The sequence below is a fragment of the Micromonospora gifhornensis genome (assembly GCF_016863515.1).
Lineage (GTDB): Bacteria > Actinomycetota > Actinomycetes > Mycobacteriales > Micromonosporaceae > Micromonospora > Micromonospora gifhornensis.
This window is the reverse complement of record NZ_BOPA01000026.1, coordinates 143,908-169,588: the sequence shown is the minus strand read 5'-3', so window position 1 is coordinate 169,588 and position 25,681 is coordinate 143,908. Positions and strand designations below refer to the sequence as shown.

Annotated in this window: 28 protein-coding genes and 3 tRNA genes; 24 read left to right on the top strand and 7 right to left on the bottom strand. The window is 72.2% G+C overall.

All coding sequences use genetic code 11. The features are described 5' to 3' along the window. Positions 1–44 precede the first annotated feature (44 nt). A complete protein-coding gene (locus Vgi01_RS19360; RefSeq protein WP_204291921.1) occupies positions 45–641 on the bottom strand; it encodes a TetR/AcrR family transcriptional regulator in 597 nt (198 codons plus the stop codon). Positions 642–741: 100 nt separating this feature from the next. On the opposite strand from Vgi01_RS19360, the gene Vgi01_RS19355 reads away from it, so the two are divergent. From Vgi01_RS19355 to Vgi01_RS19345, 3 genes are all read left to right on the top strand, one after another. Beyond that, positions 742–1,899: an FAD-dependent oxidoreductase gene (locus Vgi01_RS19355; RefSeq protein WP_239089053.1), complete on the top strand. Its 1,158-nt coding sequence runs from the start codon at positions 742–744 to the stop codon at positions 1,897–1,899. A 35-nt stretch (positions 1,900–1,934) separates the two neighbouring features. After that, positions 1,935–2,450 carry a DUF3592 domain-containing protein gene (locus tag Vgi01_RS19350; protein ID WP_102659908.1) on the top strand — a complete coding sequence of 172 codons (516 nt, stop codon included), beginning with the start codon at positions 1,935–1,937 and terminating at the stop codon, positions 2,448–2,450. 124 nt (positions 2,451–2,574) lie between these two features. Continuing rightward, positions 2,575–3,042, top strand: a complete 468-nt coding sequence (locus Vgi01_RS19345; protein ID WP_204291920.1) for a DUF8243 domain-containing protein — start codon at positions 2,575–2,577, stop codon at positions 3,040–3,042. Here the strand turns inward: Vgi01_RS19345 and Vgi01_RS19340 are convergent. The 3 genes from Vgi01_RS19340 to Vgi01_RS19330 all read right to left on the bottom strand — a co-directional run bounded on the left by Vgi01_RS19340 (position 3,025) and on the right by Vgi01_RS19330 (position 6,737). Further along, positions 3,025–3,513 carry a GNAT family N-acetyltransferase gene (locus tag Vgi01_RS19340; protein WP_204291919.1) on the bottom strand — a complete coding sequence of 163 codons (489 nt, stop codon included), beginning with the start codon at positions 3,511–3,513 and terminating at the stop codon, positions 3,025–3,027. The two genes, Vgi01_RS19345 and Vgi01_RS19340, sit on opposite strands and share 18 nt — an antisense overlap. Positions 3,514–3,603: 90 nt before the next feature. Then, complete coding sequence (locus tag Vgi01_RS19335) at positions 3,604–5,973, bottom strand: glycoside hydrolase family 65 protein (RefSeq protein WP_102659906.1); 2,370 nt, start codon at positions 5,971–5,973, stop codon at positions 3,604–3,606. 56 nt (positions 5,974–6,029) lie between these two features. Further along, positions 6,030–6,737, bottom strand: coding sequence for a prepilin peptidase (locus Vgi01_RS19330; protein WP_102659924.1), 708 nt, complete (start codon positions 6,735–6,737; stop codon positions 6,030–6,032). Between the two features lie 667 nt (positions 6,738–7,404). Between Vgi01_RS19330 and Vgi01_RS19325 the strand changes: the two genes are divergently transcribed. From Vgi01_RS19325 to Vgi01_RS19270, 12 genes are read left to right on the top strand one after another with little or no spacing between them, the layout of a single operon-like run. After that, on the top strand, positions 7,405–7,971 hold the full coding sequence (locus tag Vgi01_RS19325) for a hypothetical protein (RefSeq protein ID WP_102659923.1): 567 nt from the start codon (positions 7,405–7,407) through the stop codon (positions 7,969–7,971). A gap of 44 nt (positions 7,972–8,015) precedes the next feature. Further along, positions 8,016–8,936: a hypothetical protein gene (locus tag Vgi01_RS19320; protein WP_102659922.1), complete on the top strand. Its 921-nt coding sequence runs from the start codon at positions 8,016–8,018 to the stop codon at positions 8,934–8,936. Continuing rightward, positions 8,933–9,598, top strand: coding sequence for an SAF domain-containing protein (locus Vgi01_RS19315; protein ID WP_204291918.1), 666 nt, complete (start codon positions 8,933–8,935; stop codon positions 9,596–9,598). Before Vgi01_RS19320 ends, Vgi01_RS19315 begins: the two co-directional genes overlap by 4 nt. Continuing rightward, positions 9,598–10,398 carry a CpaE/TadZ family protein gene (locus Vgi01_RS19310; protein ID WP_013730910.1) on the top strand — a complete coding sequence of 267 codons (801 nt, stop codon included), beginning with the start codon at positions 9,598–9,600 and terminating at the stop codon, positions 10,396–10,398. Before Vgi01_RS19315 ends, Vgi01_RS19310 begins: the two co-directional genes overlap by 1 nt. After that, positions 10,388–11,923, top strand: coding sequence for a TadA family conjugal transfer-associated ATPase (locus tag Vgi01_RS19305; RefSeq protein ID WP_102659904.1), 1,536 nt, complete (start codon positions 10,388–10,390; stop codon positions 11,921–11,923). The genes Vgi01_RS19310 and Vgi01_RS19305 overlap by 11 nt, the downstream gene beginning before the upstream one ends. After that, positions 11,924–12,829 carry a type II secretion system F family protein gene (locus Vgi01_RS19300; RefSeq protein WP_373306997.1) on the top strand — a complete coding sequence of 302 codons (906 nt, stop codon included), beginning with the start codon at positions 11,924–11,926 and terminating at the stop codon, positions 12,827–12,829. Continuing rightward, positions 12,826–13,689: a type II secretion system F family protein gene (locus tag Vgi01_RS19295; RefSeq protein WP_102659903.1), complete on the top strand. Its 864-nt coding sequence runs from the start codon at positions 12,826–12,828 to the stop codon at positions 13,687–13,689. The genes Vgi01_RS19300 and Vgi01_RS19295 overlap by 4 nt, the downstream gene beginning before the upstream one ends. Before the next feature lie 30 nt (positions 13,690–13,719). Further along, the gene (locus tag Vgi01_RS19290; RefSeq protein WP_102659902.1) at positions 13,720–13,914 is read left to right on the top strand and encodes a hypothetical protein; all 195 of its coding nucleotides are present in this window, start codon (positions 13,720–13,722) and stop codon (positions 13,912–13,914) included. Positions 13,915–13,916: 2 nt separating this feature from the next. Beyond that, entirely contained in the window at positions 13,917–14,360 is a 444-nt protein-coding gene (locus Vgi01_RS19285; protein ID WP_102659901.1) for a TadE/TadG family type IV pilus assembly protein, read from the top strand. Then, entirely contained in the window at positions 14,345–14,812 is a 468-nt protein-coding gene (locus Vgi01_RS19280) for a TadE/TadG family type IV pilus assembly protein (RefSeq protein WP_102659900.1), read from the top strand. The genes Vgi01_RS19285 and Vgi01_RS19280 overlap by 16 nt, the downstream gene beginning before the upstream one ends. Next, positions 14,809–15,234, top strand: a complete 426-nt coding sequence (locus tag Vgi01_RS19275) for a pilus assembly protein TadG-related protein (protein ID WP_204291916.1) — start codon at positions 14,809–14,811, stop codon at positions 15,232–15,234. Before Vgi01_RS19280 ends, Vgi01_RS19275 begins: the two co-directional genes overlap by 4 nt. Positions 15,235–15,250: 16 nt before the next feature. Beyond that, positions 15,251–16,561, top strand: a complete 1,311-nt coding sequence (locus Vgi01_RS19270) for a LysM peptidoglycan-binding domain-containing protein (protein ID WP_204291915.1) — start codon at positions 15,251–15,253, stop codon at positions 16,559–16,561. Between the two features lie 100 nt (positions 16,562–16,661). Here Vgi01_RS19270 and Vgi01_RS19265 read toward each other — a convergent pair whose 3' ends face one another. Continuing rightward, positions 16,662–17,513 carry a Rieske (2Fe-2S) protein gene (locus Vgi01_RS19265; protein WP_102659897.1) on the bottom strand — a complete coding sequence of 284 codons (852 nt, stop codon included), beginning with the start codon at positions 17,511–17,513 and terminating at the stop codon, positions 16,662–16,664. A gap of 313 nt (positions 17,514–17,826) precedes the next feature. Then, entirely contained in the window at positions 17,827–18,738 is a 912-nt protein-coding gene (locus Vgi01_RS19260; RefSeq protein ID WP_204291914.1) for a phytoene/squalene synthase family protein, read from the bottom strand. Between the two features lie 63 nt (positions 18,739–18,801). On the opposite strand from Vgi01_RS19260, the gene Vgi01_RS19255 reads away from it, so the two are divergent. From Vgi01_RS19255 to Vgi01_RS19215, 9 genes are all read left to right on the top strand, one after another. Then, entirely contained in the window at positions 18,802–19,956 is a 1,155-nt protein-coding gene (locus Vgi01_RS19255) for a polyprenyl synthetase family protein (protein WP_102660025.1), read from the top strand. Continuing rightward, positions 19,956–21,458, top strand: coding sequence for a phytoene desaturase family protein (crtI, locus tag Vgi01_RS19250; RefSeq protein WP_204291913.1), 1,503 nt, complete (start codon positions 19,956–19,958; stop codon positions 21,456–21,458). Before Vgi01_RS19255 ends, crtI begins: the two co-directional genes overlap by 1 nt. A gap of 46 nt (positions 21,459–21,504) precedes the next feature. After that, positions 21,505–22,095 (top strand): isopentenyl-diphosphate Delta-isomerase, encoded by a 591-nt coding sequence (gene idi, locus Vgi01_RS19245; protein ID WP_102660027.1) that lies wholly within the window; start codon positions 21,505–21,507, stop codon positions 22,093–22,095. Then, entirely contained in the window at positions 22,085–23,035 is a 951-nt protein-coding gene (locus Vgi01_RS19240; protein WP_204291912.1) for a MerR family transcriptional regulator, read from the top strand. The genes idi and Vgi01_RS19240 overlap by 11 nt, the downstream gene beginning before the upstream one ends. A gap of 115 nt (positions 23,036–23,150) precedes the next feature. Then, a complete protein-coding gene (locus Vgi01_RS19235) occupies positions 23,151–23,930 on the top strand; it encodes a polysaccharide deacetylase family protein (protein WP_204291911.1) in 780 nt (259 codons plus the stop codon). A gap of 154 nt (positions 23,931–24,084) precedes the next feature. Next, a tRNA-Glu gene (locus tag Vgi01_RS19230) sits at positions 24,085–24,157 on the top strand. A gap of 33 nt (positions 24,158–24,190) precedes the next feature. After that, positions 24,191–24,264 (top strand) — tRNA-Asp (locus Vgi01_RS19225). A gap of 101 nt (positions 24,265–24,365) precedes the next feature. Beyond that, positions 24,366–24,439: transfer RNA gene (locus Vgi01_RS19220), tRNA-Phe, on the top strand. 173 nt (positions 24,440–24,612) lie between these two features. After that, positions 24,613–25,116: an SRPBCC family protein gene (locus tag Vgi01_RS19215; RefSeq protein ID WP_102660030.1), complete on the top strand. Its 504-nt coding sequence runs from the start codon at positions 24,613–24,615 to the stop codon at positions 25,114–25,116. 28 nt (positions 25,117–25,144) lie between these two features. Here the strand turns inward: Vgi01_RS19215 and Vgi01_RS19210 are convergent, their stop codons facing one another. Continuing rightward, on the bottom strand, positions 25,145–25,534 hold the full coding sequence (locus Vgi01_RS19210) for a hypothetical protein (protein ID WP_204291910.1): 390 nt from the start codon (positions 25,532–25,534) through the stop codon (positions 25,145–25,147). Positions 25,535–25,681: the final 147 nt, after the last annotated feature.

The following is a 25,681-nucleotide window of genomic DNA, read 5'->3' as shown; positions in this document are numbered from 1 at the left end:
TGTGGATCTGGTGCGGTCAGGCCCTGAGCGTCATCGCGCTGTGGTCACTGGGCGACGGTGGGGAATCCGTCGGTGAGTGCCGCGATGGCGCGGTGGAGTCGGCCGGCGGCCAGCGGGCTGGTGCCGTCGGTCAGCAGCAGGTGGTGCAGCACTGCGGTCACGATCAGGGCCAGCGCCTCCGGGTCGGCGCTCGCGGGCACCCGGCCCAACTGCTGCTCGGCGGCGAGGTAGCGGGCGATCGCCCGTTCGACCGGTTGCAGGCCGGCGCTGCCGGGGCCGAGCACCGCTTCGACGCCGGCGGTGATGCCGGGTCGGTACGCCATCAGCCGGGTCATCGTCACAAGCGCGTCCAGCGGGAGTGCTTGGCCGATCTCGCTGAGGTTCTCGGTGACCGTCGCGCTACCGGCGCGGGTCGGGAGCCCGGCCACTGCGCTTGCGAGTTGGAAGCTGCGGTCGACCGCGTAGCCGACGAGGAACTCGTCGAAGTTCGTGAAGTGGCTGAACAGCAGCCCGGTGGCGACGCCGGCCTCGCGGGTCACGGCCCGGCTGGTGAGCCGGCTCGGCCCCTCGCCGACGACGACGCGCTCCACGGCGGCGAAGAGCTGCTGCCGAGGCTCGGGGGTGGCGACTCCGCGCGGCATGCCTCTGATCTTAGGCCCAGGCCGGACGGCTTCAGTTGTCTCGCATGAGCAGATGCTCATACTATTTGAGCGTACGCTCATTCTTGGGAAGGGATACCGCATGAGGCGAGCGGTGATCGTCGGCGCGGGCATCGCCGGTCTGGCCGCGGCGGCGCGGCTCGGCCGCGACGGCTGGCGCACGACCGTGGTGGAGCGGGCCCCGGGCCGGCGCAGCAGCGGCTACCTGGTGAACCTGCTCGGGTCGGGGTACGACGCCGCGCAGCGACTCGACCTGCTACCCGCACTCTCCGACCGCGCGCTGGGCTCCTTCTCCACCGTGCTGGTCCGCGCGGACGGTCGGCCGAAGTTCACCGTGCCGGCGGCCCTCGCCGAGGCCACCCTCGGCCCGCGCGCCATGACGGTGTTCCGGGGCGACCTGGAAGCCGCGCTGTACGACGTGGCCCGCGAGCACACCGAGTTCCGCTTCGGCACCACCGTCACCGCGATCGAGCAGGATGCCGACCGGGTACGGGTCACGCTCAGCGACGGCAGCACCGAGGATGCCGACCTGCTCGTCGGCGCCGACGGGGTGCACTCCGCCACCCGGACGTCGGTGTTCGGTGCGCAGTACCGGGTCGACCTGCCGTACGTGGTGGCGGCGGTCCCCCTCGCCGAGCCGGTGGCGGAGGTGCCCGAGTCGTCCGCGACGACCTTCATCGGGCCCGGCCGGACGGCAGCGATCATCAACCTGGGGCCCGGCCGATCCTCGGCGTTCTTCACCTACCGCTGCGAGGATCCGGGGCTGGAGGTGGCTCGGGGCGCGGTCGAGGCCGTCGGGGCGACCTTCGCCGACCTCGCCGCCGGGGTGCCCGAGGCGTTGCGGCAGTTGGCCGCCGATCCCGCCGGCGCCTACTTCGACCAGGTCAGCCAGGTGGTCATGCCCCGGTGGAGCGACGGTCGGGTGGTGTTGCTCGGCGACGCGGCCTGGTGCGTCACCCTCTTCGCCGGGCACGGGGCCGCCCTCGCCCTGGCCGGCGCGGACCGGCTCGGCACCGCCCTGAACCGGCCCGACCAGGACATCCCGACCGCCCTCGCCGGTTGGGAGGCCGCGCTACGACCGGAGGTCGTCAAGCGGCAGGCACTCGCCCGTCGCGGCATGCACCAGTACGCCCCACCGAGCCGCGTCCACGTGTGGCTGAACGACGTCACGATGCGCGCGATCACCCTGCCCGGCGTACGTGGTGTGCTGCGGCGCGCGGTCGAACGGCAGAACCGCTGACGCGTCCGGTTGTCGGGGGCGGGCAGGATTGCAGTGTGGGTTGGCGGGATCGGCGGAAGCCGCGCAGGCTGCGCAGCCGCTGGCTGCCCGGCTACTGGATGCGCCACCCGCTGACCGGAATCGTGCTGCTTGTCGCCTTGCTGGCGGTGATCGTGCCGCTTGAGGTGCGGTCGATCCACCGGACCCATCGGCTGGACAACTACGGTGTGCAGGCCGAGGCGACCGTACGCGAGGTGCATGCGCAGGGCAGGAACTCGTACGTGCTTGTCGCCTTCACCACCGCCGAGGGCCGCCAGGTCGTCGCGGAGGTCACCGACTACAGGTGGAGCCCGGAACCGCAGGTCGGTGACGTCGCCACCGTGCGGTACGACCCCGCCGATCCACGACGCAACGTCCGCGACGTACGGATCGGTGCCGGCTACCTGGAGCCCGTGGTCGTCATCGCCGTGACGGTGATGTTCGGGGTCGGCGGCGGCGTGCTGCTCTGGCGTACCCGGTCGGTGTGGCGGCAGAACGCCGAGGACTGGCGTTCCGGACACCACTTCGCCTGACCCGGGTTCCTCTCAGCAGGTCGGTGCTGCCGACGCCGGTAGGGGTGCCGTGTCGTTGATCCGGTTGTGCCCGTTGCCCGCCGGTGGCCACGGTGAGGGCGTCGACAACCCCGGGAGGTACGCCGTGACCAGCGAACGCGAGACCGTCGAGGTCGACCCCGAGCTGTTCCAGGCCGTCTACGACTCACCCGCCTCGCTGCCGGGCCGGCACCGCTGGACCACCCCGGAGACGGACGTACGGCGGATCGAGAAGCTGCTGAACATGCCGCCGCGCACCATCGGTGCTCCGCTGTGGGTAAGCGGCGACCAGCCGGACTGCCCGAAGTGCGATCGCCGGATCAGCTGGTACGACATCGTCTCCTCCGCCTTGAAGGGCGTGCACGATCCGATGATGATCGCCACGGTGATCCTGGGCGAGCGCCGCTACGTCAACACCGGCCTCCCCGACGCCATCGCGGGCGTCCGCTGCGCCGACTGCCGCACCCCGATCGAGGGCCTGCGCAGCTTCAAGTGCCACAACTGGGCGTACGCCTTCGAGGAGCTGACGGCCGTACGGGAGCGGATGGCGGGCGGCTCAGTCCTCGGCGAGTAGCGACAGCACATGCCGCAGCCCCGGACGACCGTCGATCGACACTTCACCGGTCGGGGTGAACCCGGTGTGCCGGAGCACCGCCAGCGAGGCGGGGTTGTCCAGGGTGGCTACGGCGGTCAGCCGACACAGCCCGTACGCCTGACGGGCGAGAGCGGCCACCCGACGTACGCCGTCCGTGGCCACCCCGCGCCCGGCGGCGCGCTGCGCCACCCGGTAGCCCAGCTCGGCCTCGCCGTCGGCCACGTCGACCAGGTTGAACCGGCCCAGCACCTCCCCCTGGTCGACCAGTACGTGGAAGTGGCAGCGCCCGGTGGCCTGCTCGGCGAGCAGGGCGGCGTGCCGGTCGACGAACGTGGCGAAGTAGTCGTCGCCCCGATCCGGCACCGAGGCGGCGAACCACGCGCGGTTGTCGCGTTCGAAGGCCAGCAGCGGGTCCGCGTGCTCGGCGGTCAGCCGTTCCAGTTCGGGCACCCGCGCACCCTAACGCGGCTTGCCGTCGGCACGCCGAGTTGTTAATAAGGGGCCCTTCCTCTACCGGAGGCGTTAATAAGGTGCCCTTCCTTACCGCCCCTGCGGGCGGCGCCCGTCCGGGGAGGGCGGTTCGGCGCCGAAGTCGGGCACCGCAGGCATCGGGCGCGTCACCGGCTCGCCGGCGCTCACCCGCAACCGCTCGCCGTGATGCCACAGCTCGACGGTGGCGCCGGTGGGCGCGTCGGGCAGTTCGTAGCGGACGTCGTCGGCGGTGAGGGTGACCAGCAGCCGGTGCCCGTGCCAGCAGAGGCTGAATGCCAGCCGCTCGATCCGGTCCGGCAGCCGGGGGTCGAAGGACAGCAGTTCGCGGTCGTCGCGCATCCCGCCGAAGCCCTGCACCAGGGCCAGCCAGGCACCGCCCAGCGACGCCAGGTGCAGGCCGTCGCCGGTCTTGTCGCCGAGATCCTCCAGGTCCTGCAACACCGACTCGGTGAACAGGTCGTACGCCAGATCGAGGTGGCCCAGTTCGGCGGCGAGCACGCCCTGCGGGCTGGCCGACAGTGACGAGTCGCGAACGGTCCGGGCCTGGTAGTAGGCGAAGTTGGCGGCCTTCTCCTCGGCTGCGAACTCGCCGGGGAAGCGCTGCATGGCCAACACCAGGTCGGCCTGCTTGACCACCTGGTGCCGGTACAGCTCCAGGTAGGGGAAGTGCAGCAGGAGGGGGTAGTCGTCCTCGCTGGTGCCGGCGAAGTCCCACTCCGGCTGTTCGGTGAAGCCGGCGGACTGCTGGTGCACCCCGCGTTTGGCGTCGTACGGCACGGTCATCGCGTCGGCCGCGGCCCGCCAGGCGGTCACCTCCGCCGGGTCGACGCCCAACCGGGTCGCCGCCTCCGGGTGGCGCTGCGCCGCGTCGGCGGCACCGCGCAGGTTCCGCCGGGCCATCAGGTTGGTGAACAGGTTGTCGTCGACAAGCGCCGAGTACTCGTCCGGACCGGTGACCCCGACGATGTGGAAGCGACCGTCGTCGGTGTAGTGCCCGAAGCCGGCCCACAGCCGGGCGGTGGCCACCAGCAGTTCCAGTCCGGGGCCGGCGAGGAGGTCGTCGTCGCCGGTGGCCGCGACGTAGCGCAGCACCGCGTCGGCGATGTCGGCGTTGACGTGCAACCCGGCCGTACCGGCGGGCCAGTAGCCGGAACACTCCTGTCCCCCGATGGTGCGCCACGGGAAGGTCGCCCCGGTCAGCCGCAACTCCGCCGCGCGTTCGAGGGCCTGCGGCAGCTGCGCGTGCCGCCAGCGCAACGCCGATCGGGCCACCTCCGGCGCGACGTAGGTGAGCACCGGCAGGACGTAGCCTTCGGTGTCCCAGAGCACGTGCCCGTCGTAGCCGTTGCCGGTCAGCCCCTTGGCGGGAATGGTCCGGTCGCCGTCGGGGCGGCCCGCCTGGATCAGGTGGAACATCGCGAAGCGGATCGCCACCTGCAACTTGTCGTCACCGTCGAGGAGCACGTCGGCGGTACGCCAGGCGGCGTCCAGGGCCGCGCGTTGTTCGGCGCGCAGCGCGGCGAAGCCGTCGGCGCGAGCGGCAAGCGCGTCGGTCATCACCTGGTCGGCGAGGTCATCCGGCGACGAGCCGTCGACCGGCTGCCACTCGTACGCCGCGAACTTGGCAAGCGTGACCCGCTCTCCGGGCTGAAGGACGCCGGTGAGGCTGAACCGGATCCGGTCCTCGGTCGCGTCCGCGCTGCTGGTGACGTGGTCCGGTGCCGTCGGGTGGTGTGCCACGGCGACGGCGACCCGCTGACCGCTGTGCTCGGTGCGGTGCACCAGCACCCCGGCGCTGCCGTCGAGGTGCTGCGCCTCGCCGACAAGCGGATCGTCGATGACGGCGGCGGCTCGTGGGTCGTCGGCGCGGTCCTCCACCCGCTCGTTGGCCAGCAGGTCGGCGCAGATCCTCAGCTCGACCGGCCCGTGCAGGGCTTCCACCGTCCACTCGACGGCACCGACGCGGCGGCGCAGCAGTGACACCAGTCGGGTGCTGCGTATCCGCACCGTGTGTCCGCCGGGCGAGGTCCACTCGGTGAGCCGTTCCAACACCCCGGCGCGCAGGTCGAGGACCTGCTCGTGGTGGTGCAGCGTCCCGGTGCGTACGTCAAGTGGTTCGCCGTCGACCCAGAGCCGGACGAGGGTGGCGTTCGGTGCGCTGATCACCGTGTCGGACAGCTGCGGGAAGCCGTGACCGTCCTCGGGGTAGTTCAGCTTGCGCCGCTCGTGGAAGCCGTTGAGGTAGCTGCCCGGCATGTCGCACGGTCGCCCCTCGTCGAGGGCACCGCGCCAGCCCAGCCAGCCGTTGCTCAACGCGAACACCGACTCGGTCTCGCCGAGCCGGTCCAGGTCGTCGTGGGTACGCCGGATCCGCCAGCGCTCGTCGGGTGCGGACGAGCGTTCGGCTGTGCGCTGCAACTACGCCTCCTGAAGCGGTGCGAACGGGAGGCATCAACAGTTCCCCGCCGGCCCGCTCACCACACCAGCAGCAGCGCCCCCACGGTGCCGAGCACCAGGTACGGCCCGAACGGCAGGTGAGACGACCAGCGCGCCCGTCGGGTGACCAGCAGCCCGAGAGCCACCAGGCCGGACAGCATCACCGCGAGCAGCAGCCCCAGCACCGGGGTCGCCCAGCCGTACCAGCCGAGCAGCGCGCCCGCGCCCAGGGCGAGTTTGGCGTCGCCGATGCCGAAGCCTCGGGCGCCGAACAGCAGAGTGGTGGTGGCGAAGAAGCCGGCCAGGCCGAGCGCGGCGGCGGTGGCGCGCAGCCAGGGTGCCGGCCCGGCGTCGACGAGGGCGGTCAGTCCGAGCAGCAGCCAGGTGCCGGCGGCGGCCGGCAGGGTGAGCCGGTCAGGCAGCCGGTGCACGGCGAGGTCGACGAAGACCAGCGGTACCGCGAAGATCAGCCACCAGGCGGCGGCGACCAGTTCACCTGCGGGCGGGCCGGCCAGCAGCAGCATGGCGAGGGCGGCGACGGTGACCAGTTCGACGGTGTACGGCGGCGCGCCGATCCGGGCTCGGCAGGTGCCGCATCGGGCGGTGGGGCCGAGCGCCGGCCAGGGCCGGTCGAGGCCGATCGGGGTGTCGCAGGCGTCGCATCCGCTGCGGCGGTCGGTCCCCGCCGGCACGGCGTGTCGGGCGACGGCGTACCGCAGCAGCGGGGTGAGCGTCAGCACGGCCAGCGGCCGGCGGCGGGCGGCGGTGGGCGGGACGTTGTCGGGCCGCGCCGGCTCGGTGGCGGCCGGCCGGCTCACGCCGACCACCCCGGGAATGTGAATACCGTACGTAATCTGCCCGCTCGGATCCGCAGGTGACCCGATCGTTGCGAAACGGAACCCTGGCAGTCGGCGGAGACTCGGCCGAAACACCCGGCGCGCATCGATGGAATTCCCATGAAACGCAATTGGCGAACCCCTGGGGCGGGGAAAACGGGGGACGGATCGGGCAACAAGCCATTTCCCACCCCACCGATACCCGCCTCGGCGCCCCCCACCCGACGGCGGATCCCATCGGGGCGCGAACCGCACCGATCCGGCGTCGACACGACCTCGGCAGGCCTCGGCAACCCTCCGGTAACCATCGAGCACCACCACCGTTCATGACTCAGAGTAGTCACATGAATTGCCTCTGTTGCATCGGCCGGCGTCAGCTTATGCTCGCCCCTTGGATGTGACGCAACCCACGTCCGACGGCCATAACCACCCAGGACAGTGCATTTGTAGAAGATCCGTAAGGGCAAATGCGACTGCGTATTGGACCGGCCCGCAGAGGACCATCCGGTCGCGCTGCCGCATGCCCGAAAACGGCGGCGACGCCGGTCGCCGGGTCGGTACCGAGGAGGGCACGAGGGTGCGAGCACGGCAGCTGAGTCGCTGGACGGCCGGTCTGGTCGCAGTGGCCACCGTCGGCACGACCACCGCCTGCGGCAACCCGCCGACGACAGCCGGCACCACCTCCACGGACCGGAGCCGGCCGGTCGGCAACGAACGGGTCGCCGAGGAGAAGGCCGCCGAGCAGGCGGCCCTGAAGGCGTACGCCGGATACCTGAGCGCCTCCCGGTCGGCGAGCCGGCGCAGCGACCCGCAGCACCCGGAGCTGACCCGGTTCCTCGCCGACCCGCTGCTCACCCGGGTCCGGGTGGGCCTGATAAAGGCCCGAGCCAACGGCGCGGTCAGCACCGGCACGCTGCGCTCCGACCCCACGGTGATCTCCGTCGACCTGGACGGCGAGCCACCCACTGTGGAGATACAGGACTGCCTCGACGCCACCGGCTACCGGCTGGTCTACGTCGCCGACAAGAAGCCGGTGCCGGGCACCCGCGGTACGCGGCACCTCGCCACCGCCGTCGCCACCCGCTACCCCGACGGTCGCTGGCTGATCAGCGGCGGCTCCGCCCACCAGGATCAGCCGTGCTGACCCGGGCGGCGAACCACCTCGACCGGGCATCGGCCGATCCGCGCCTGCTGCGCCGGACGGCCGTCCGCCGGCTGCTGCTCGGCACCGCGCTGGCGCTGCTGCTGGTCACCGGTCCGGCGGTGCCGGCCGGTGCCGCCGACCCCGGTGCCGAGTGCCCGCCGGCCCAGCCCAACTGCAACGTCTGGGACGACGACCCGGGCACCCCCGGTGGTGGGGGCAACGGCGGTGACAACGGTGGCGACAACGGCGGTGGCGGTGGCGGCAGCGGCGTCTGCCGGTGGAAGGGGCAGACCGTCCCCTGCTACCGCGAAGGCATGGGCTGGTTCAACAGCCAGGACGGCTGCTACTACCGACTCTCCGAGCCACAACTGGAGGCACCCCCGGGGTCCCAGTGGTACACGCTAACCTGCGACGCGGTGTCCCTGGGCAGCGTGCGTAACGAGCTGCTGGAGGGGCCGCCGCCGGGCTTCGGTGCTCCGCCGGATCCGGAGGAGCTGGCCCGCCGGGCGTTCGCCTCGATCACCCTGCTGGCCCCCCGAGCGGCGGTCGCACCCCGCAAGGACATCGGCCCCGGTCTGGTCGGGCTGCCGGTCTGGATGTGGGCCAGCCGAGGCCCCACCTACTTCGGCCCGCAGAGCGCCTCCGCATCCGATCGGGGCCTGACCGTCACCATCCGGGCCGAGGTCGACGAGATCGTCTGGGACATGGGCAACGGCGACCGGGTCGTCTGCGACGGCCCCGGCACCGCGTACGAGCGGCAGGGTCGAAACGCCGGGAAGCGCTCCCCCGACTGCGGCTACCACAACGGCTACACGAAGGCCGGCACGTACCAGGTCCAGGCGACGACGCAGTGGAGCGTCACCTGGACCAGCAGCAGCGGCGCGACCGGGAGCATCGGTGGCGTCACCCGCACAACCGGCCCGGTGCAGATCCAGATCAACGAGCTTCAGGTGGTGACCCGATGAGCGTGGCGACCCGCAACGGACCCTCTCCGGTGGACGCGCCGGTCGCCCCACCCAAGGTGGTCCGGCAACGCCGGGTCCGCCCCGGGCTGCTCGGGCTGGCCGTACTGCTGATCGCCCTGGGTGGGCTGGGTTCGGCGTTCGCGGTCAACTCGGTGCGGGCGACCGGCAGTTACCTGGCGGTCGCCCGGACGGTCGAGGTGGGCAGCGTGGTAAGCGCCAGCGACCTGGTCTCCGTGCAGGTGGCCGGCGGGCAGGGGCTCGACCCGGTGCCGGCCGGACGGCTCGCCGACGTGGTAGGCATGCGCGCCGCCGTCTCGCTGGCCCCCGGCACGTTGCTGACCATGTCGCAGCTCACCGACAAGCCCCTGCTCGGCCCGGGTCAGCAGCAGATCGCCCTGGGATTGCGTACCGCCCAGGTGCCGGCCCCCAAGCTTCGCCCCGGCGACGAGATCCTGCTGGTCAGCACCCCCCGCGACGACAACAGCAGCAGCAACTCGTCCTCCGGCGTGACCCGGTTCACCGCCACCGTCACCGACGCGGTCAGCACGGACGGCCGCGACGAGGTGGTGGTCTACCTGGCCCTGGCCGTCCGGGACGTGCCGGCCGTGGTGGCGTTGGCCGCGCAGGACCGGATCGCGGTCGTGCTCACCAAGGCGGCCTGATGGCGATCATCGCGCTGGTCTCGGCCAAGGGCTCTCCGGGGGTGACCACCACCGCGCTGGCGTGCGCGCTGAGCTGGCACCGTCGGGTGGTCCTCGCCGAATGCGACCCGGCCGGCGGCTCGATCCTCGCCGGCTACCTGGGTGGCGCGCTGGACGGCCCACGCGGCCTGGGTGAACTGGCCGTCGGGGAACTGCGCGACGGCAACCTGGACACCGCGTTCTGGTCGCAGCTGGTCGACCTGGACGCCCCGCGCCGGGAACGCCTGCTGCTGCCCGGTGTCGTCGACCCGGCCCAGGCCGGCAGTGTCATCCCGCTGTGGCAGCGGTTCGCGGACTTCTTCACCGGGCTGGAACGCGGTGACCCGCCGTACGACGTGATCGTGGACTGTGGACGGCTGCACGTGGTCGGCACGCCGTGGCCGCTGCTGCGGGCCGCGTCGGTGGTGCTGGTGGTGACCCGGGCGCAGTTGCCCGACCTGTCCGGCACCCGCGCCATGCTCAAGACGCTCGAACGGGACTTCGCCGAGCATCGGGTGGAGCCCGGCACGCTGCGCCTGCTGCTGGTCGGCGACGGCCACGGCAAGGGCGAGATCAGCAAGGCCCTCCAGTTGCCGGTGATCGCCCGGCTGCCGCACGATCCGCGTACCGCCGGGGTGTTGAGCCTGGGCGGCACGGTGCGCGCCGGACGGCCGTTGCTGCGCGCGGCCCGCGAACTGGAGGTGCCGGTCGGCGCCCTGCTGGACCGGCGGCGAGCCCGCCTGGCCTGGCCGGTCTCGCAGGGGGTGCCCGATGCGCTTTGAGCCGGTCTCCTCGGATCCCCGGCGGCAGCCACCCGGCGCCACCTCCACCGCGCCACCGCTGCCCGTGGCCAACGGTCGGCACTACGCCTCCGTGCCGGTGCCGGTGTCGGCCGCGCCGGCGGCAGCCGAGCCGCCGCCCCGGCCACGGGTGGACTTCCAGGTGGTACGGGAGTTGCGTCGCCAGTTGAGCGAGCAACTCACCCGGTGGCAGCGGGGTCGGGAGTTCAGCGTCGACGAGGAGGACACCGAGCGGGCCCGCCTCGCGGTGCTCCTGGTCGCCGAGTACGCCGACTCGGTACGCCGGGCCGGCACCCCGATGGCCGCCGGTGAGGAACGGCTGCTGCTCGACCAGGTCACCGCCGAACTGGCCGGTCTCGGTCGACTTCAGACCCTGCTCGTCGACGACACCATCGAGGAGGTCCACATCCTCGGCTGCGACCAGGTGCGCATCACCCGGCACGGCGGTGGCGTCGACTGGGTCGAGCCGATCGCCGACAGCGACGACGAGTTGGTGGAGATCCTCCAGGCGGCGGCCCGCCGGGCCGGTGCCACCGAACGTTCGCTGTCCACCTCGAAGCCGACCCTGGATCTGCAACTGCCCGACGGCAGCCGGCTGGCGGCGGTGTTCCTGGTCAGCCACCGCCCGTACGCGGTGATCCGCAAGCACAACACCCTCGACGTGACCCTCGACGACCTCGCCGGCACCCGCGGTGACCTGGACGAGATGATCGACCCGCTGCTGCGCGACTTCCTCCGCGCGTCGATGCGCGCCGGGCTGAACATCATGGTCGCCGGGCTGGCCGGTGCCGGTAAGACCACGGTCATCCGGGCGTTGATGAGCGAGATCCCGCCCGACGAGCCGTACGTGCTGCTGGAGGAGAGCCGGGAGTTGCTGCCGGCCCGCCGGACCGACCGGCACCGGGCGGTGATGAGCTTCGAGGCCCGCGAGGGGCACGGTGAACGCGGGCCGGACGGTCGACCGGCCGGTGAGATCAGCATCGCCGACCTGATCCCGGTGTCGCTGCGGATGGGCGTACTGCGGATCATCGTCGGTGAGGTCCGGTCCCGCGAGATCGTGCCGATGCTCCAGGCGATGACCACCAGCCGGGGCTCGATGTGCACGATCCACGCCCGTACCCCGGGTGGGGTCAGCGAGCGGATCATCGAGTTGGCGCTGGCGCACGGCCGGGAGATGACAGTCGATCAGGCCCGCCGGATGGCCGGCAATGCCCTCGACCTGATCGTCTACGTCACCGTCGAGGACGAGACCGGCATCGGCGGGCGCAAGCACCGGTTCGTCTCGCACGTCGAGGAGGTGATCGGTGTCGGTGACAGCAACCGGATCACCACCACCAAGGTGTTCGCGCCCGGCCCGGACGGTCGGGCGGTGCCCCGACACCTACCCGAACGGGTCCGCGACCAGTTGCTGCGGGTGGGCTACGACGCGCGGCTGCTGAGCCGCTGGATCGAGGCCGGGCAGGGTGCCTGGCGTCGCCCCAAGCAGACCCGACTCGGTCGGCGGTGAGTGGTGCTCGACAACATCGAACTTCTCGCCGTGGTCTCCGGGGCGGCCTGCGTGGCCGGGCTGGTGTTGACGGTCGTCGCACTGGTCGGCACCCGCCGCCCGCCCGGCCCGGCGCCCGGCGCCGGCCCAGGGATCAGCCGACTGTGGCGCGGCTCCGGCACCACCGTCCGCGAGCAGCAGGCCCACCAGGCGCTGCTGATCGGCGCGGTGGTGGCGGGCGCGTTGGCCTTCCTGCTGACCGGGCTGCCGGTGGTCGGCCTGCTGGTCGCGGTCGCGGTACCGGGCACCCCGTGGCTGTTCTCGGTCGGCCGGGCCGAACAGCGGGCCATCGCCCGGATCGAGGCGGTCGGCGAGTGGACCCGCCGGCTCAAGGACGTCTCCGCCACCGGGCAGGGACTCCAGCAGGCGATCATCGGCACGGTCGGCACCGCGCCCGAGGAGATCCAGGACGAGGTACGGCTGCTCGCCGCCCGACTCCAGGCTGGCTGGCTGGCCCGATCCGCCCTGCTGGCGTTCGCCGACGAGATCGGCGACCCGGTCTGCGACCAGGTGATGGCGGCGCTCATCCTGCACCTGACCGACCGGGGTGAGCGGCTCGGCGACGTGCTCGGCTCGATCGCCTCGGCGGCGGCGGCCGAGGTCACCACCCGACGGGAGATCGAGGCCAAACGCACCCAGCCCCGGTTCGCGGTCCGGTTCCTCACCGGGATGACCCTGGCCACCATCGCGTACGGGCTGTTCAACGCCGAGTACGTGCAGCCGTACGGCACGCCGTTCGGTCAGCTGGTGATGGCGCTGCTCGGTGCCGCCTTCGTCGGCCTGCTGGCCTGGGTGCGCTCGATGAGCCAACCGCCGCGACCGGCCCGCTTCCTGCCCGCTCCCGACCCCGAGGAGGCGGTGGCGTGAACCTGCACCTCTTCGTCGCCGTGGTCGCCGGATCAGCGGTCGGGCTGGGCGTGTTCCTGGTGGTACGCGAACTGGTGCCGGCCACCCCCGCGCTCGGCCCGGCGTTGCGCCGGCTACATCCGCCGGCCGGAGTCGCCCGGCCCGGTCCCGCCGCCCGTCAACTGGAGTGGCTCACCGGTCTGGCCCGCTGGCTGCGCCCACCGCACCGACAGCTCGCCCTGCTCGACCGCACCCCCGAGCAGTACACGCTCTCCCTGCTGCTCTCGGCGCTGATCGGCCTCGCCGCGCCAGCCCTGCTCAGCTTCGCGCTGTTCGCCGTCGGCATCTCGCTGCCGCTTGTCGTACCGGTGCTGGGCAGCCTCGGTCTGGCGGCGCTCTGTGCCCTGGTGGCGCACCGGGCGGTAGTGACCCGCGCCGAGGCCGCCCGGGAGGAGTTCCGCCAGGCGGTCTGCACCTACCTGGACCTTGTGGCGTTGCAACTCTCCGCCGCGCACGGCCCGGTGCAGTCGCTGGAGCGGGCGGCGGCGATCTGCGAGGGCTGGGTCTTCGAGCGGATCTCCGAGGCGCTGCGGATGGCCCAGATGCAGATGCACTCCCCCTGGGACGAGTTGCGTGACCTCGCCGATCGGATCGGCATCCCCGAGCTGGGCGATGTCGGCGCGATCATGCAGTCCTCCGGCAGCGAGGGCGCCCAGGTGCACGAGACGCTGCGCAGCCGCGCCGACTCGCTACGCGACCAGATCCGCACCGACAACCTGGCTCGCGCCGAGGGGGTGACCAGTCGGCTCGACATCCCCGGCGCGCTGCTGGTCTTCGTCCTGCTCGGCTTCGCCATCTATCCGTTCCTGGCCCGCCTCTAGGCCAACCCCCGTCAGCAAAGGAGCAGTTCGATGTCCGTCCTCACCTACCTGCACGCCGCGCTACGCGCGCGGCTGGCCGAACTCGCCGGCGATCGCGGCGACAGCCCGGTGCCCACCGCCGTGATCATCTTTGGTCTGGTGACGGTGGCCCTCGCGGTGACCGCCGCCGCCCTCGCCGCAGCCAACAACTGGATGGACGCCCTCCCCGGTCCGCCGGCCAACTGACGATGCGTCGTTTCCGGTTCGAGAGGTGGTGCCGGCGCGCCGTCGCGCGCCGGCACCACCGGCTGCCCGGCGACGGCGAACGAGGCGGCAACCCGGTCGAGTTGGCCGTGACGCTGCCGGCGATCCTGCTGATGCTGTTCGCGTCGATCCAGGTCGCCGCAGTCTTCGTGGCCCGCTCGACCGCGCTCAACGCCGCGCAGAGCGGCGTCAACGCCCAACGGCTGCACGAGGCCGCACCGAACGCCGGTGCCGAGCGGGCGACGAAGTTCCTCAACCAGGCGGGCGACTGGCTGGTCGGCTGGAAGGACCCGGGACCGAGTTGCGTCACCACGGCCACCGACGTGACCTGCACGGTGACCGGTCGCGCCCTGTCGGTCGTACCGGGCGTCAGCTTCTCGGTGCGGCAGAGCGCACACGGGACGGTGGAACGATGGACCGCACCATGAGCCGGGGCTCGGTCTCGATCGAGGTGGCCGTGCTGGCACCTGCCTTCGTGGCGCTGATGGTGCTGGCCGGGGTCGCCGGCCGTACCGCCGTGGCCAGTGAGGCGCTGGAGGCCGCCGCCCACGACGCCGCCCGCGCGGCCTCGATCTCCCGGGACGCCCCCACCGCCCGCCGGGAGGCCCGGGAGGCGGCCCGGCAGCAGCTCGACTGGCGGGGCGTGGCCTGCACCGGCGCCCCACAGATCACCTTCCGGGGTACGGTCGACGGCCGGTCCACCACCTTCAACGCGGCGTTCCGCAGCCGTGTCGGGCAGGACGCCTCGGTCACCGTGGAACTCGCCTGCACAGTGTCCTACCAGGACGTCAGGCTTCCCGCGCTGAAGAACATGCCGGCGGGCAGCCGGATCACCGCCTCGTTCACCTCGCCGCTGGACCGCTACCGGAGTCGAGGATGACCGCCGGCCGGGGCGATGCCGGGCGGGTGAGCATCTTCCTCGCCATCGCCCTCGTCGGAGTGCTGGCCATCATCGGCATGGCGTTCGACGGCGCGGGGCAGCTGCGTACCCTCCAGCGGGCCGAGAACCTGGCCGCCGAGGCGGCCCGGGCGGGCGGGCAGGCCATCGACCTGGCCACCGCCATCGAGGGCGGGCCCAAACAGATCAACCGACCACAGGCCCGTCGCGCCGTCGCGGACTACCTCGCCGCCGCCGGGGCCAGCGGTCACACCGTCAACTTCCCGGTGGTCGACGGCGAAACCCAGATCCGGGTACGCGTCTCGGTCACCTACAGCCGGGCCATGCTCGGCCTCTTCGGCTTCTCCAACACCGTCACCGTCACCGGTGAGGCGACCGCGCGGCCGCTGACCGGGCTCCCCTGAGAGAAGGAAGGTCGTCATGGCCGCATCGGGTGGTACCGCCGTACGACGGCTCGGTCGCATCCTGACCGGCTTCGGTGCGCTCGTCGTGCTGCTCGGCCTGCTGGTCGGCGGGCCGATCGCGCTGCTGGCCTTCGCCGGCAACCCGTTGCCCGACCACGTACCGACACTGGCGGAGATCGGCACCACCCTCACCAGCCGCGACGACGGCCAGTTGTTCCTGCGGGCGCTGGCCCTGGTCGGCTGGTTCGGTTGGGCCACCTTCGCCATCTCGGTGCTCGTGGAGTTGGGCGCACAGGCGCTGCGCCGACCGGCACCCCGGCTGCCCGGGATGGGCCGCCAGCAGCGGGCCGCCGCCGCCCTGGTCGGCTCGGTCGCGCTGATCCTCGTCGCCAGCCCGGCCGCCGCCGCCACCGCCGCGTACACCTCCGGGCCGTACACCGCACCCACCGCGACCGTCGCGTACGCGTCCCCGGCCACCTCGACCACGATCGCCTCGACCACCATGGGCTCGACCACCATGGGTTCGACGGCCGTGGGCTCGACGGCCATGGGTTCGCAGGCGACGGTGCGGGCGGACCGGGCCACGGTCGATGCTCCGGTCTACCAGGTGGCCAAGGGCGACTACCTCGGCAAGGTCGCCGACCGGTACCTGGACGACTTCGACGACTACCGCAAACTGGCTGCCCTCAACGGACTCCGCAACCCTGACCAGATCCGCCCCGGCCAACTGATCACGCTCCCGGCGGAGGCCCAGGACCAGGGCGTACGGGCACACGCCACCGGTCGGCTGGTAACCCCGAAGGCGACGCCGGCACGGCCCTCGCCCGAACCGGCCGCCCCGGACAGCGGAGCAGAAACGCCCGCCCCGGCGAAACCGGGCGGATCGGGGCCGGGCGGATCGGGACCCGGCGGGACGGGGCCGGGCGGATCAGGGCCGGGTGGGACGGGGCCGGGTGGGGCCACGCAGGACGGGGCGACGCGGGGTGGCGCCTCCGGTCAGCCGGGTGGGAGCACCTCAGGGCCGGCAGCCGCGACACCAGCGCCCGCCGCGCCCGAGGATCGACAGCCGACCGCGCCACGCGACGAGGTTTCCGACAACCATCCGCCGGTGGTGACGGTGGGCGCGGCCCGCGCAGGCGATCCCGACCGGGTGAACCGACCCCTGGCCATCTCCGCCGTACTGGCCGTGGCCAGCATCGTCGGCGCACAGATCGGCGCAGTCCTGGGTCTGCGCCGACGACCCGCGACCACCTCGGCCAGCACCTGGCAGCACCGGCGCAGCAGCGCACCCCGCGAACTTCCCACCGGCCGACACCGCAAAGACTGACGACACCTACCGGCACGAGCGACTGGCGGCACGAGCGACTGCCGTGGCGGGCGGTCGGTGCGCGGGCCGCAGCGTCGGGCCTGCCGCCGTACCCCGGGGGTCAGGGCAGGCGTGCCTCGACCTTGCCGTTCACCACGCGGGTGGGCAGGATCTGCTGGTCGTTCGAGGATGGACCGTGCACCACCTCGCCACCGTTGAGGCGGAAGGTGCTGCCGTGCCAGGGGCAGACCACGCAGGCGTGGCCGTCGATCTCGCGTACCTCGCCCTCGCCGAGCGGCCCGCTCTGGTGGGGGCAGCGCTCCAGCATCACCGTCACGTCGTCGCCGTGCCGGTAGAGGATCACCGACACCTCGTCGACCTTGCGGGTGATCAGTTCCCGCTGAGGCAAACTGTCGATCTCGGCGACCGCATGCCACCCCTCGCTGATCAGGTGCAGGTCGGAGACGCTCACGTTCACCTGGGCACCCTGCTTGTACGCCAGATGCCCGCCGATGTACGCCCCCGCGCTCGCCGCACTGAGTCCGAGGAAGCCGAGCGTACGGCCGAGGCCGTGGCGACCCGACAACCGTGCGGCCAGCGAGCCCCCGTACAACACCAGGGCCACGCTGTTCGACGCGGCGTGCACCAGGCCGACCCGGCGCTGGTCACGGGCCAGGGCCGCCCAGTCGTTGAGACCCGCCACCGCGGACGGCACGGCGCTGGCGGTGCCGACCGCGATCAGCGCGGTGGCCGCCCGCCGCTGCCCCGGCAGCAGATCCAGTACCGCCGCACTCATCCAGGAACCGACCGTGACCTGCACCATCGCGGGGTGCAGGGGATGCCCCAGCCAGACCCCGTGCAGGAGATCACGGACGCGCTGCCCCCGCAGGGTGCCCTGCACCGCGCGCTGCAACCGATCACCGAACCGGTCAAGCCGGGAATTCTGCTCGATCTTCGTCAATAGCTCTCGCACAACTACCGACTTCCCGCCCTACCCGCCCCCAAACCGCCCGACAAGAACAACCTCCCCCAACCACCCCCTCCCACCCCCACACCCCACCCCACGCTCACCCCTCCCACCCCACCCGCCCCAGCCACCCACCCACCCCGTCGATCTTGCACTTTCGGTCACCCATTCAACCCTTGCGCGGCATTTGCGGGGACGGAAAGTGCAAGATCGACGGGGCGGACGATCGGCGGGGCGGGCGGGGCGGGGCGGGGCGGGCGGGCGGCGGGGCGGGGGCGGCGGGGTGGGCGGTTGGCGGGGTGGGGTCAGCGGGGTGGGGTCAGCGAGGGGGAGGTCCGGGTAGGGGTACCGGGGTGCCGGGCGGGGCGAGCAGGGCACGAGCCGCCACGGTCAGGCGGCGTCGCTGCGGGACGGTGGCTCGCCGGGCGAACACGTCGTAGTCCTGGGCGGCCACCTCGTCGAGGATGCCGCCGTAGAGCAGGTACGCGGTGCGGATGCAGGACTGTGAGCCGGCGTCCAGCAGGATCACCCCTGCCGCGGCGGCGGCGTAGTGCGCCTGGGCGCGGGTGACCTCGTACCGGATCAGCTCCCGGACCGGCTCGGTGGCCCGACCGGCGGCCCGGCAAGCCAGCAGATCGTCCCGGGTCACGCCGAACTCGGCCATATCCTCGTCCGGCAGGTACGTCCGGCCCCGGTCGAGGTCCTCGGCCACGTCCCGGATGAAGTTGGTGAGCTGGAACGCGAAGCCGAGTTGGCGGGCGGGCTCACGGGCGGCCAGCAGGTTCGAGCTGCCCAGGATCGGCAGCATCATGGTGCCGATGACGGCCGCCGATCCCTCCATGTAGTCCAGCAGGTGATCGTAGGTGCGGTAGGACGTGACGGTCAGGTCCATCGCCATGCTCTTGAGGAACGAGGCGAAGTCCTCCCGGTCGAGATCGAAGACGGCGATGGTGTGCAGCACCGCCGGCAGCAGCGGGTCGTCGACCGGTTCGCCGTGCAGCCCGGCCACGAACCGTCCACCCCAGTCGTCGAGCAGGGCGGCCCGCTCGGCCGACGGCAGCGCCTCGGTGCGGTCCACGATCTCGTCGGCGTAGCGGGTGAATCCATACAGGGCATGGACGTGTCGGCGTTTCCATGCGGGCAGCAGGCGGGTAGCGAGATAGTAGGTGCGTCCGTGCTGTCTGTGCAGGTCACGACACCGTTCGTAAGCGGCGGCGAGGTCCAGATCCATTCGCCCTCCTCAGAATCGACGCACCAATCGACGCAACATGAACCCTAGGGTACGCTCAGCGGCATGGCCAACGACCGACCAACGGGTAACCTCCTTCGCGTGTTGCCTGAACAGCCGGTCGGTGGAGATGAACCGATTCCGGCTGTCCTCGCGGCGTACACACGGGATCTCGTCACCGCGGTCGAGCAGACCCTCGCCGAATTCCTCGACGCCGAGGTCGACGCGCTGACCACGATCGATCCGGCGATGGGCGGATTCGCCGCCACGGCCCGCGACTGCGTCCTCGCCGGCGGCAAACGGGTCCGCCCGACCTTCGGCTACTGGGGGTGGCGCGGCGTGGCCAGCGGCGACGAGCCGCTGCACGGGGTGCTGCCCGCACTGGCCACGTTGGAACTGCTGCACACCTTCGCCCTGGTCCACGACGACGTGATGGACCACTCGGCGACCCGTCGGGGCCGACCGACCGCCCACGTGGCCGCGGCCGCTCAACATGCCGCCGCGGGGCGCAGCGGCGACCCCGGCCGGTTCGGCGAGGCGGTGGCGGTGCTGATCGGGGACCTCTGCATGGTCTGGGCCGACCAGTTGCTGGCCCGGGCCGCGCTGCCGGCGAGCCGCCTGTTCGACGTACGCCGCGGCTACGACCGGATGCGGGTGGAGACGATCGCCGGGCAGTACCTCGACATCCTCGGCGAGGCCGACCCGGAGAACTGGTCGGTCGACCGGGCGCTACGGGTCGCCCGCTACAAGACCGCCAGCTACACCGTCCAGCGCCCGTTGCTGTTCGGGGCGAGCCTGGCCGGCGTCCATGGCGACACGCCACTGACCGCCGCGTACACCCGCTACGGCCTTGCCGTCGGCGAAGCCTTTCAGCTCCGCGACGACCTGCTCGGGGTGTACGGCGATCCGACCGCCACCGGCAAACCGGCCGGCGACGACCTGCGCACCGGCAAGCCGACCGCGCTGCTCATGCTGGCCCGCGAGCTGGCCTCACCGGCCCAGCGGCAGGCGTTGGACGGCACCGGCTCGCTGCCGGGCGAGCCGGAGGTGGCTCGCCTGGCCGAGATCGTGTTCGACACCGGCGCGGTCGACCGGATCGAGCGGATGATCGACGAGCGGGTCCAGGAGGCACTGGACGCGCTCGCCACCGTCAGGATCGACGAGACCGCCCGTACCGCACTGTTCGGCCTCGCCAGCGCGGCCACCGACCGGAGGTCATGATGGGCGCACGATCGTCAGCGGCGCGAACGGTCACCGGGCGTACGGACCGGGTGGTGGTCGTCGGGGCGGGCCTCGGCGGTCTGGCCTGTGCCCTGCACCTGGCCGGCAGCGGACGGCAGGTGACCCTGCTGGAACGCGAGCCGGTGCCGGGCGGGCGGGCCGGGCGGCTCAGCGTCGACGGCTACGAGTTCGACACCGGCCCGACCGTGCTCACCATGCCCGACCTCATCGCCGAGGCGCTCGGCGCGGTCGGCGAGGAACTGACCGACTGGCTCGACCTGGTCCCGCTCGATCCGGCTTACCGGGCCTACTACCCGGACGGGTCGACGCTTGACGTGATCACCGACACCGCCCGGATGGCGGCGGAGATCTCCCGCGTCTGCGGGCCCCGGGAGGCCGACGGCTACCTGCGGTTCGTCGACTTCGCGCGCAACCTGTGGCGGCTGGAGCGGGCCGACTTCATCGAACGCAACTTCGACGCGCCCACCGATCTGCTCACCGGCAACCTGCTCAAGCTGATGGCCACCGGTGCCTTCCGGCGACTGCAGACCAAGATCGACCAGTTCTTCCGCGACCCGCGTACCCGGCGGATCTTCTCCTTCCAGGCGATGTACGCCGGCCTGGCCCCGCACGACGCGCTGGCCATCTACGCCGTGATCGCGTACCTCGACTCGGTGGCCGGGGTCTACTTCCCGCGCGGCGGCATCCACGCGGTCTCCCGCGCGATGGCCGGGGCCGCGGAGAAGCACGGCGTACGCATCAGGTACGGCACCACGGTGACCCGGGTCGAGACCGCCAACGGCCGCGCCACCGGGGTGGTGACCACCGACGGCGAGTTCGTCCCGGCGGACGCGGTGGTGCTCAACCCGGATCTGCCGGTGGCCTACCGTGACCTGCTCCCACCGGCCCGCCAGCGCCGGCTGGCCTACTCGCCGTCCTGCGTGGTGCTGCACGTCGGCTCGTCCCAGGGGTACGGGCGGATCGCCCACCACAACATCCACTTCGGCCGCGCCTGGAAGGGCACCTTCGACGAGGTCATCCGGCGCGGCGAGCTGATGACCGACCCGTCCCTGCTGGTCACCAACCCGAGCCGGACGGACCCGGCGGTGGCGCCCGCCGGCCGGCACACCTACTACGTGCTCGCGCCCGTGCCCAACCTCGACCGCGCCCCGTTCGACTGGCGTGGCGACCTCACCGCCCGCTACGCCGATCAACTGATCGCCACCCTCGAGGAACGCGGCTACGTCGGTTTCGGCGCGGGTGTCGAGGTGCTCCAGGCGATCACTCCGGCGGACTGGGCGGAACAGGGCATGGCTGCCGGCACGCCGTTCGCCGCCGCGCACAGCCTGTTCCAGACCGGCCCGTTCCGGCCCGCGAACCTGCACCGGTCGCTGTCCAACGTGGTGTTCGTCGGCTCGGGTACGCAGCCCGGCGTCGGAGTGCCTATGGTGCTCATCTCCGGCAAGCTCGCGGCGAGCCGGATCACCGGAGCAGTCCGGTGACGCCACCCGGCGCAACGCAGCCGAGCCTGAACAGAGGAACGCACTGATGTCCCCGTCCCGGGAGAGTCATCTGGTCGAGTTGGTGGACGAGACGGGTCAGCCCGTCGGATCGACCACCGTGGCCACGGCCCACCAGCCACCTGGCCGGCTGCACCGCGCCTTCTCCGTGCTGTTGGTGGCGCCGGACGGTCGGGTGCTGCTCCAGCGCCGCGCCGCGATCAAGACCCGGTTTCCGCTGCGCTGGGCCAACTCCTGCTGCGGCCATCCACAGCCGGGCGAGTCCCTGTCGGTGGCGGCCAACCGTCGGCTCGACGAGGAGCTGGGCGTCGGGCCGGTGCCGCTGACCGAGGTCGGCGTCCACATCTACCGGGCCGAGGATCCGGCCACCGGGCGCATCGAAGTCGAGTACGACCACGTCCTGCGCGGCGAGTTCCGGCCGGACGCGCCGCTGCACCCGGAACCGTCGGAGGTCGCCGAGCTGCGCTGGGCGGATCCGGTGACCCTGGCCACCGAACTGATCGAGGATCCCGATTCGTACGCCCCGTGGCTCGGCGGCGTGCTGGACCGGCTGTTGCACCCGTCGAGCCCGACCCAGCTGCCCCCCAGCGACGCGTCGGAGCGGTCGGGTGGCCGATGAGGCGCTGAGCGCCGGGGCGGTCGCCCGACGGCTCGGTGTCGCGGTCACCACGCTGCGCACCTGGCACCAGCGGTACGGCCTCGGGCCGAGCCAGCACGTCCCCGGCCACCATCGGCGCTACACCCCGGCCGACCTGGCTCGGCTGGAGATCATGCGGCGGCTCACCGCCGAGGGAGTCAACCCGGCGGAGGCGGCCCGCTGGGCCCGGCAGGCACCGGACCCGGCGTCCGCCCGCACCCCCCGCCCGGTCCGGTCGACCACGGCGCGGGCCGGCGGTGGCGCGACCATTCCGGTACGCCGAGCCGGCCCGGTGGCTCGCGGCCTGGCCCGAGCCGCGATGCGGATGGACGCCGAGGTGATCAGCGAGACCATCGCCCGGTCGATCGCCACCGACGGGGTGATCGGCACCTGGGACGGTCTGCTCCGTCCGGTGCTGGTCGGTATCGGTGAGCGGCATGCCGCCACCGCCGCCCTGATCGAGGTGGAGCACCTGGTATCCCGGTGCGTGTCGGCGGCGTTCGCGGCGGTCGTGGCTGCCTGTCCCGCCCCCGCCGGGCAGCCACCCCGCGTCCTGCTCTCCTGCGCCGACGAGGAGCAGCACAGTCTGCCGCTGGAGGCGCTCGCCGCGGCGCTCGCCGAGGTGGGCGTCAACCATCGGATGCTCGGTGCGCGGGTGCCGGTGGCCGCCCTGTTGGACGCGATCGACCGGACCGGGCCGGCCGCCGTGGTGATCTGGTCACACACCCCGGTCACCGGCGACCCGGCCCAGCTGAGCGCGCTGCTCGGCGCCCCACGCCGACCACTGTTGGTCATTGCCGCGGGGCCGGGTTGGCCGGCCGACAGCCTGCCCGCCGGTGTGGTCCACCCCGCTGGACTGGCCGAGGCGGTCTCACTCGCGGTCGCCGTACGCGACGCACTGGACCGGTCCGCCGCATCCTGATCCCGCGTCCGGGGAAGATGCCGCGCGCTACTACGTCCCTACCCACTGCTATCCGCCGAAAAGGGATGAACTAGCGTCGGGGTTTGCGTACCCGAACCCCTCTCGGGAGCGACCCATGCGTCCTCGTCTGCTGCTCGTCTGCCTCACCGGGCTGACCCTTCTGCTGTCCGGCTGCGGCACGGGCTCTGCCGAGCCCAACCCGACACCCGTCGACGCACCCCCGTCGGCCGCCCTGCCGGACCCGCCCGCCCCACCGAGCCCCACCGCCACGCCGAAGCCCAAGCTGCGGCCGCTACCGGCCAAGCTGCCGGCCGGCCTGGTACGCACCACCGGGGGCAAGAAGGTGGCGCTCACCTTCGACGACGGTCCGGACCCGGCCTGGACACCGAAGGTGCTGGACCTGCTGAAGGCAGCAAAGGTCAAGGCCACCTTCTGTGTGGTGGGTACGCAGGTCCGCAAGCACCCCGAGCTGGTCCGCCGGATCGCCCGGGAGGGCCACCAGCTCTGCAACCACAGCTGGAACCACGACCTGAACCTGGCTCGGCGACCGGTCGCCGAGATCCGCGCCGACCTCACCCGGACGGACCGGGAGATCAGGCGCGCCGTGAAAGACGCGAAGGTGCCGTACTACCGGCAGCCGGGCGGCCGGTGGACCGCAGAGGTGGTCAAGGTCGCCAAGCAGTTGGGCATGCGCTCGCTGCACTGGACGGTCGACCCGCAGGACTGGGCCCGGCCGACCGCCGCCACCATCCAGAAGCGGGTGCAGCGGGCTGCCCGGCCCGGTTCGGTGGTCCTGCTGCACGACGGGGGCGGCAATCGGGCGGCCACCCTCGCCGCCTGCCCGAAGGTGATCGCCGCCCTCAAGCGCGACCACGGCGTCACCCGGCTCCGCTGACCCCCCGCTGACCTGCGGTTTCAGGAGCGTCTGCGGCTGGGGGCATACCGGTTTGGTCGTCCGGTCAGCCATCACGTATGCTTTCCAAGCCTCCGGCGGGGCCGGATGGGAGCAAGTCCGCACAGAGTTGCGAATGTGCAATGATGGCGGGGCCGCCCTCATCGTCTAGCGGCCCAGGACGCCGCCCTTTCAAGGCGGTAGCACGGGTTCGAATCCCGTTGGGGGCACGGTCCGGCTTCGGCCGGAGGCAACACCAGCAAGGTCCTGTGGAGCAGTTGGAGTGCTCGCCGCCCTGTCAAGGCGGAGGTCGCGGGTTCAAGTCCCGTCAGGACCGCAAGCGCTGACCGCCGCGCGCACCACGCGCGGCGTTCTGCGTATCGGGACAGGTGACCCAGTCGGCGGCGATCCCGCCGGGTAACATGGCCCGAGCAGCACGGCCAGGTAGCTCAGTTGGTACGAGCGTCCGACTGAAAATCGGAAGGTCGGCGGTTCGACCCCGCCCCTGGCCACATAGCCTTTCGCCGGGCTACAGAGGTCCCCACCAGCGAAAACGCAGGTGGGGATCTTGCTGTATGCCCTCATCTCGCAGCCCTCGGGCACCGGTCGGTGCTCGCCGTCGGTGATGCGACCCGAGCGGTGAGCAAGCTGCGCAGCCGGACAGCAGCCGGTATGGTCCGGGCGTATGGGAGACCGGCCGCCCGACATCCGACAGGAGCACGAGCGGTTCGCGCTGCGGAGCACGTTGCTGGTCCCCGCGTCCGTGGAAGCCACGTACGAGACTTTCACCACCAGGCTCACCGACTGGTGGGTGACGGAGTACACGTGGTCCGGCCCGGACGTGCTCGCCGACTTGGCCATGGAGCCCCGGGCCGGCGGAATGCTCTACGAGATCGGCCCGTACGGCTTCCGCAACGACTGGGGTCGGGTGCTGATCTGGGATCCGCCGCGTCGGCTGGTGTTCACCTGGCAGATCGGCCCGGATCGGGCGCCGGTGCCGGACCCGGCGCGGGCCAGCGAGGTCGAGGTGATTTTCACACCTGCGGCGGCCGGCACCCTGGTCGAGGTCTCACACCGGCATTTCGACAGGCACGGCGAGGCAGCCGAGGGCTACCTTCAGGCGCTCACCGCCGGGTGGCACGAGCTGCTGTCCCGGTTCGCCGCGACCGCGGTCGCCGAGCCGGCGTGAGGCCGGGCCAGCCCGGCCGCGGGAGCGTTCAGGTGGAGCGGTGCCGCAGGGTGGCGATGGTCGAGCCGGCGAGGGTGAGCAGGCATTCGGGCAGCAGGCCGTCGGCCGCCGCCGCGCCGAACAGCGCTCGGGCCGTCTCCAGGTCGGAGTTGGCGTACGCGCTGACGAAGCGCGCCACCCAGCGGGCGTCGTACTCGGCCTGGTCGATGCCGGGGAAGTCGAGCGCGCAGGCGCCCGGGGGGACCGCGTCGCCGACCATCGTCGCGGCCAGGCACCACGCCACGTCGTACGCGCCGGTGAGGCCGTCCCGGTCGACGACCGCGTCGAAGGTCCCCACCACTGCGTCGGAGTCTCCGTCGAGCGCCGAGCTGAGGATCGCGGTGGCGTCGGCAAACGTCTGCTGTGGCGAGTCGGTCACGCACCGCACAGTAGGTTCCCTCGTCAAGGAGACCGGAATCGTCACTCTCCGTACATAAGCTAGGCGGCCTGCGGATAGACGGCCCTCCACGGTCCCGTCGTCCGGGTGGGCACGTTAGTCTGCGCAGCGGACCTTCGCGGAGGAAGG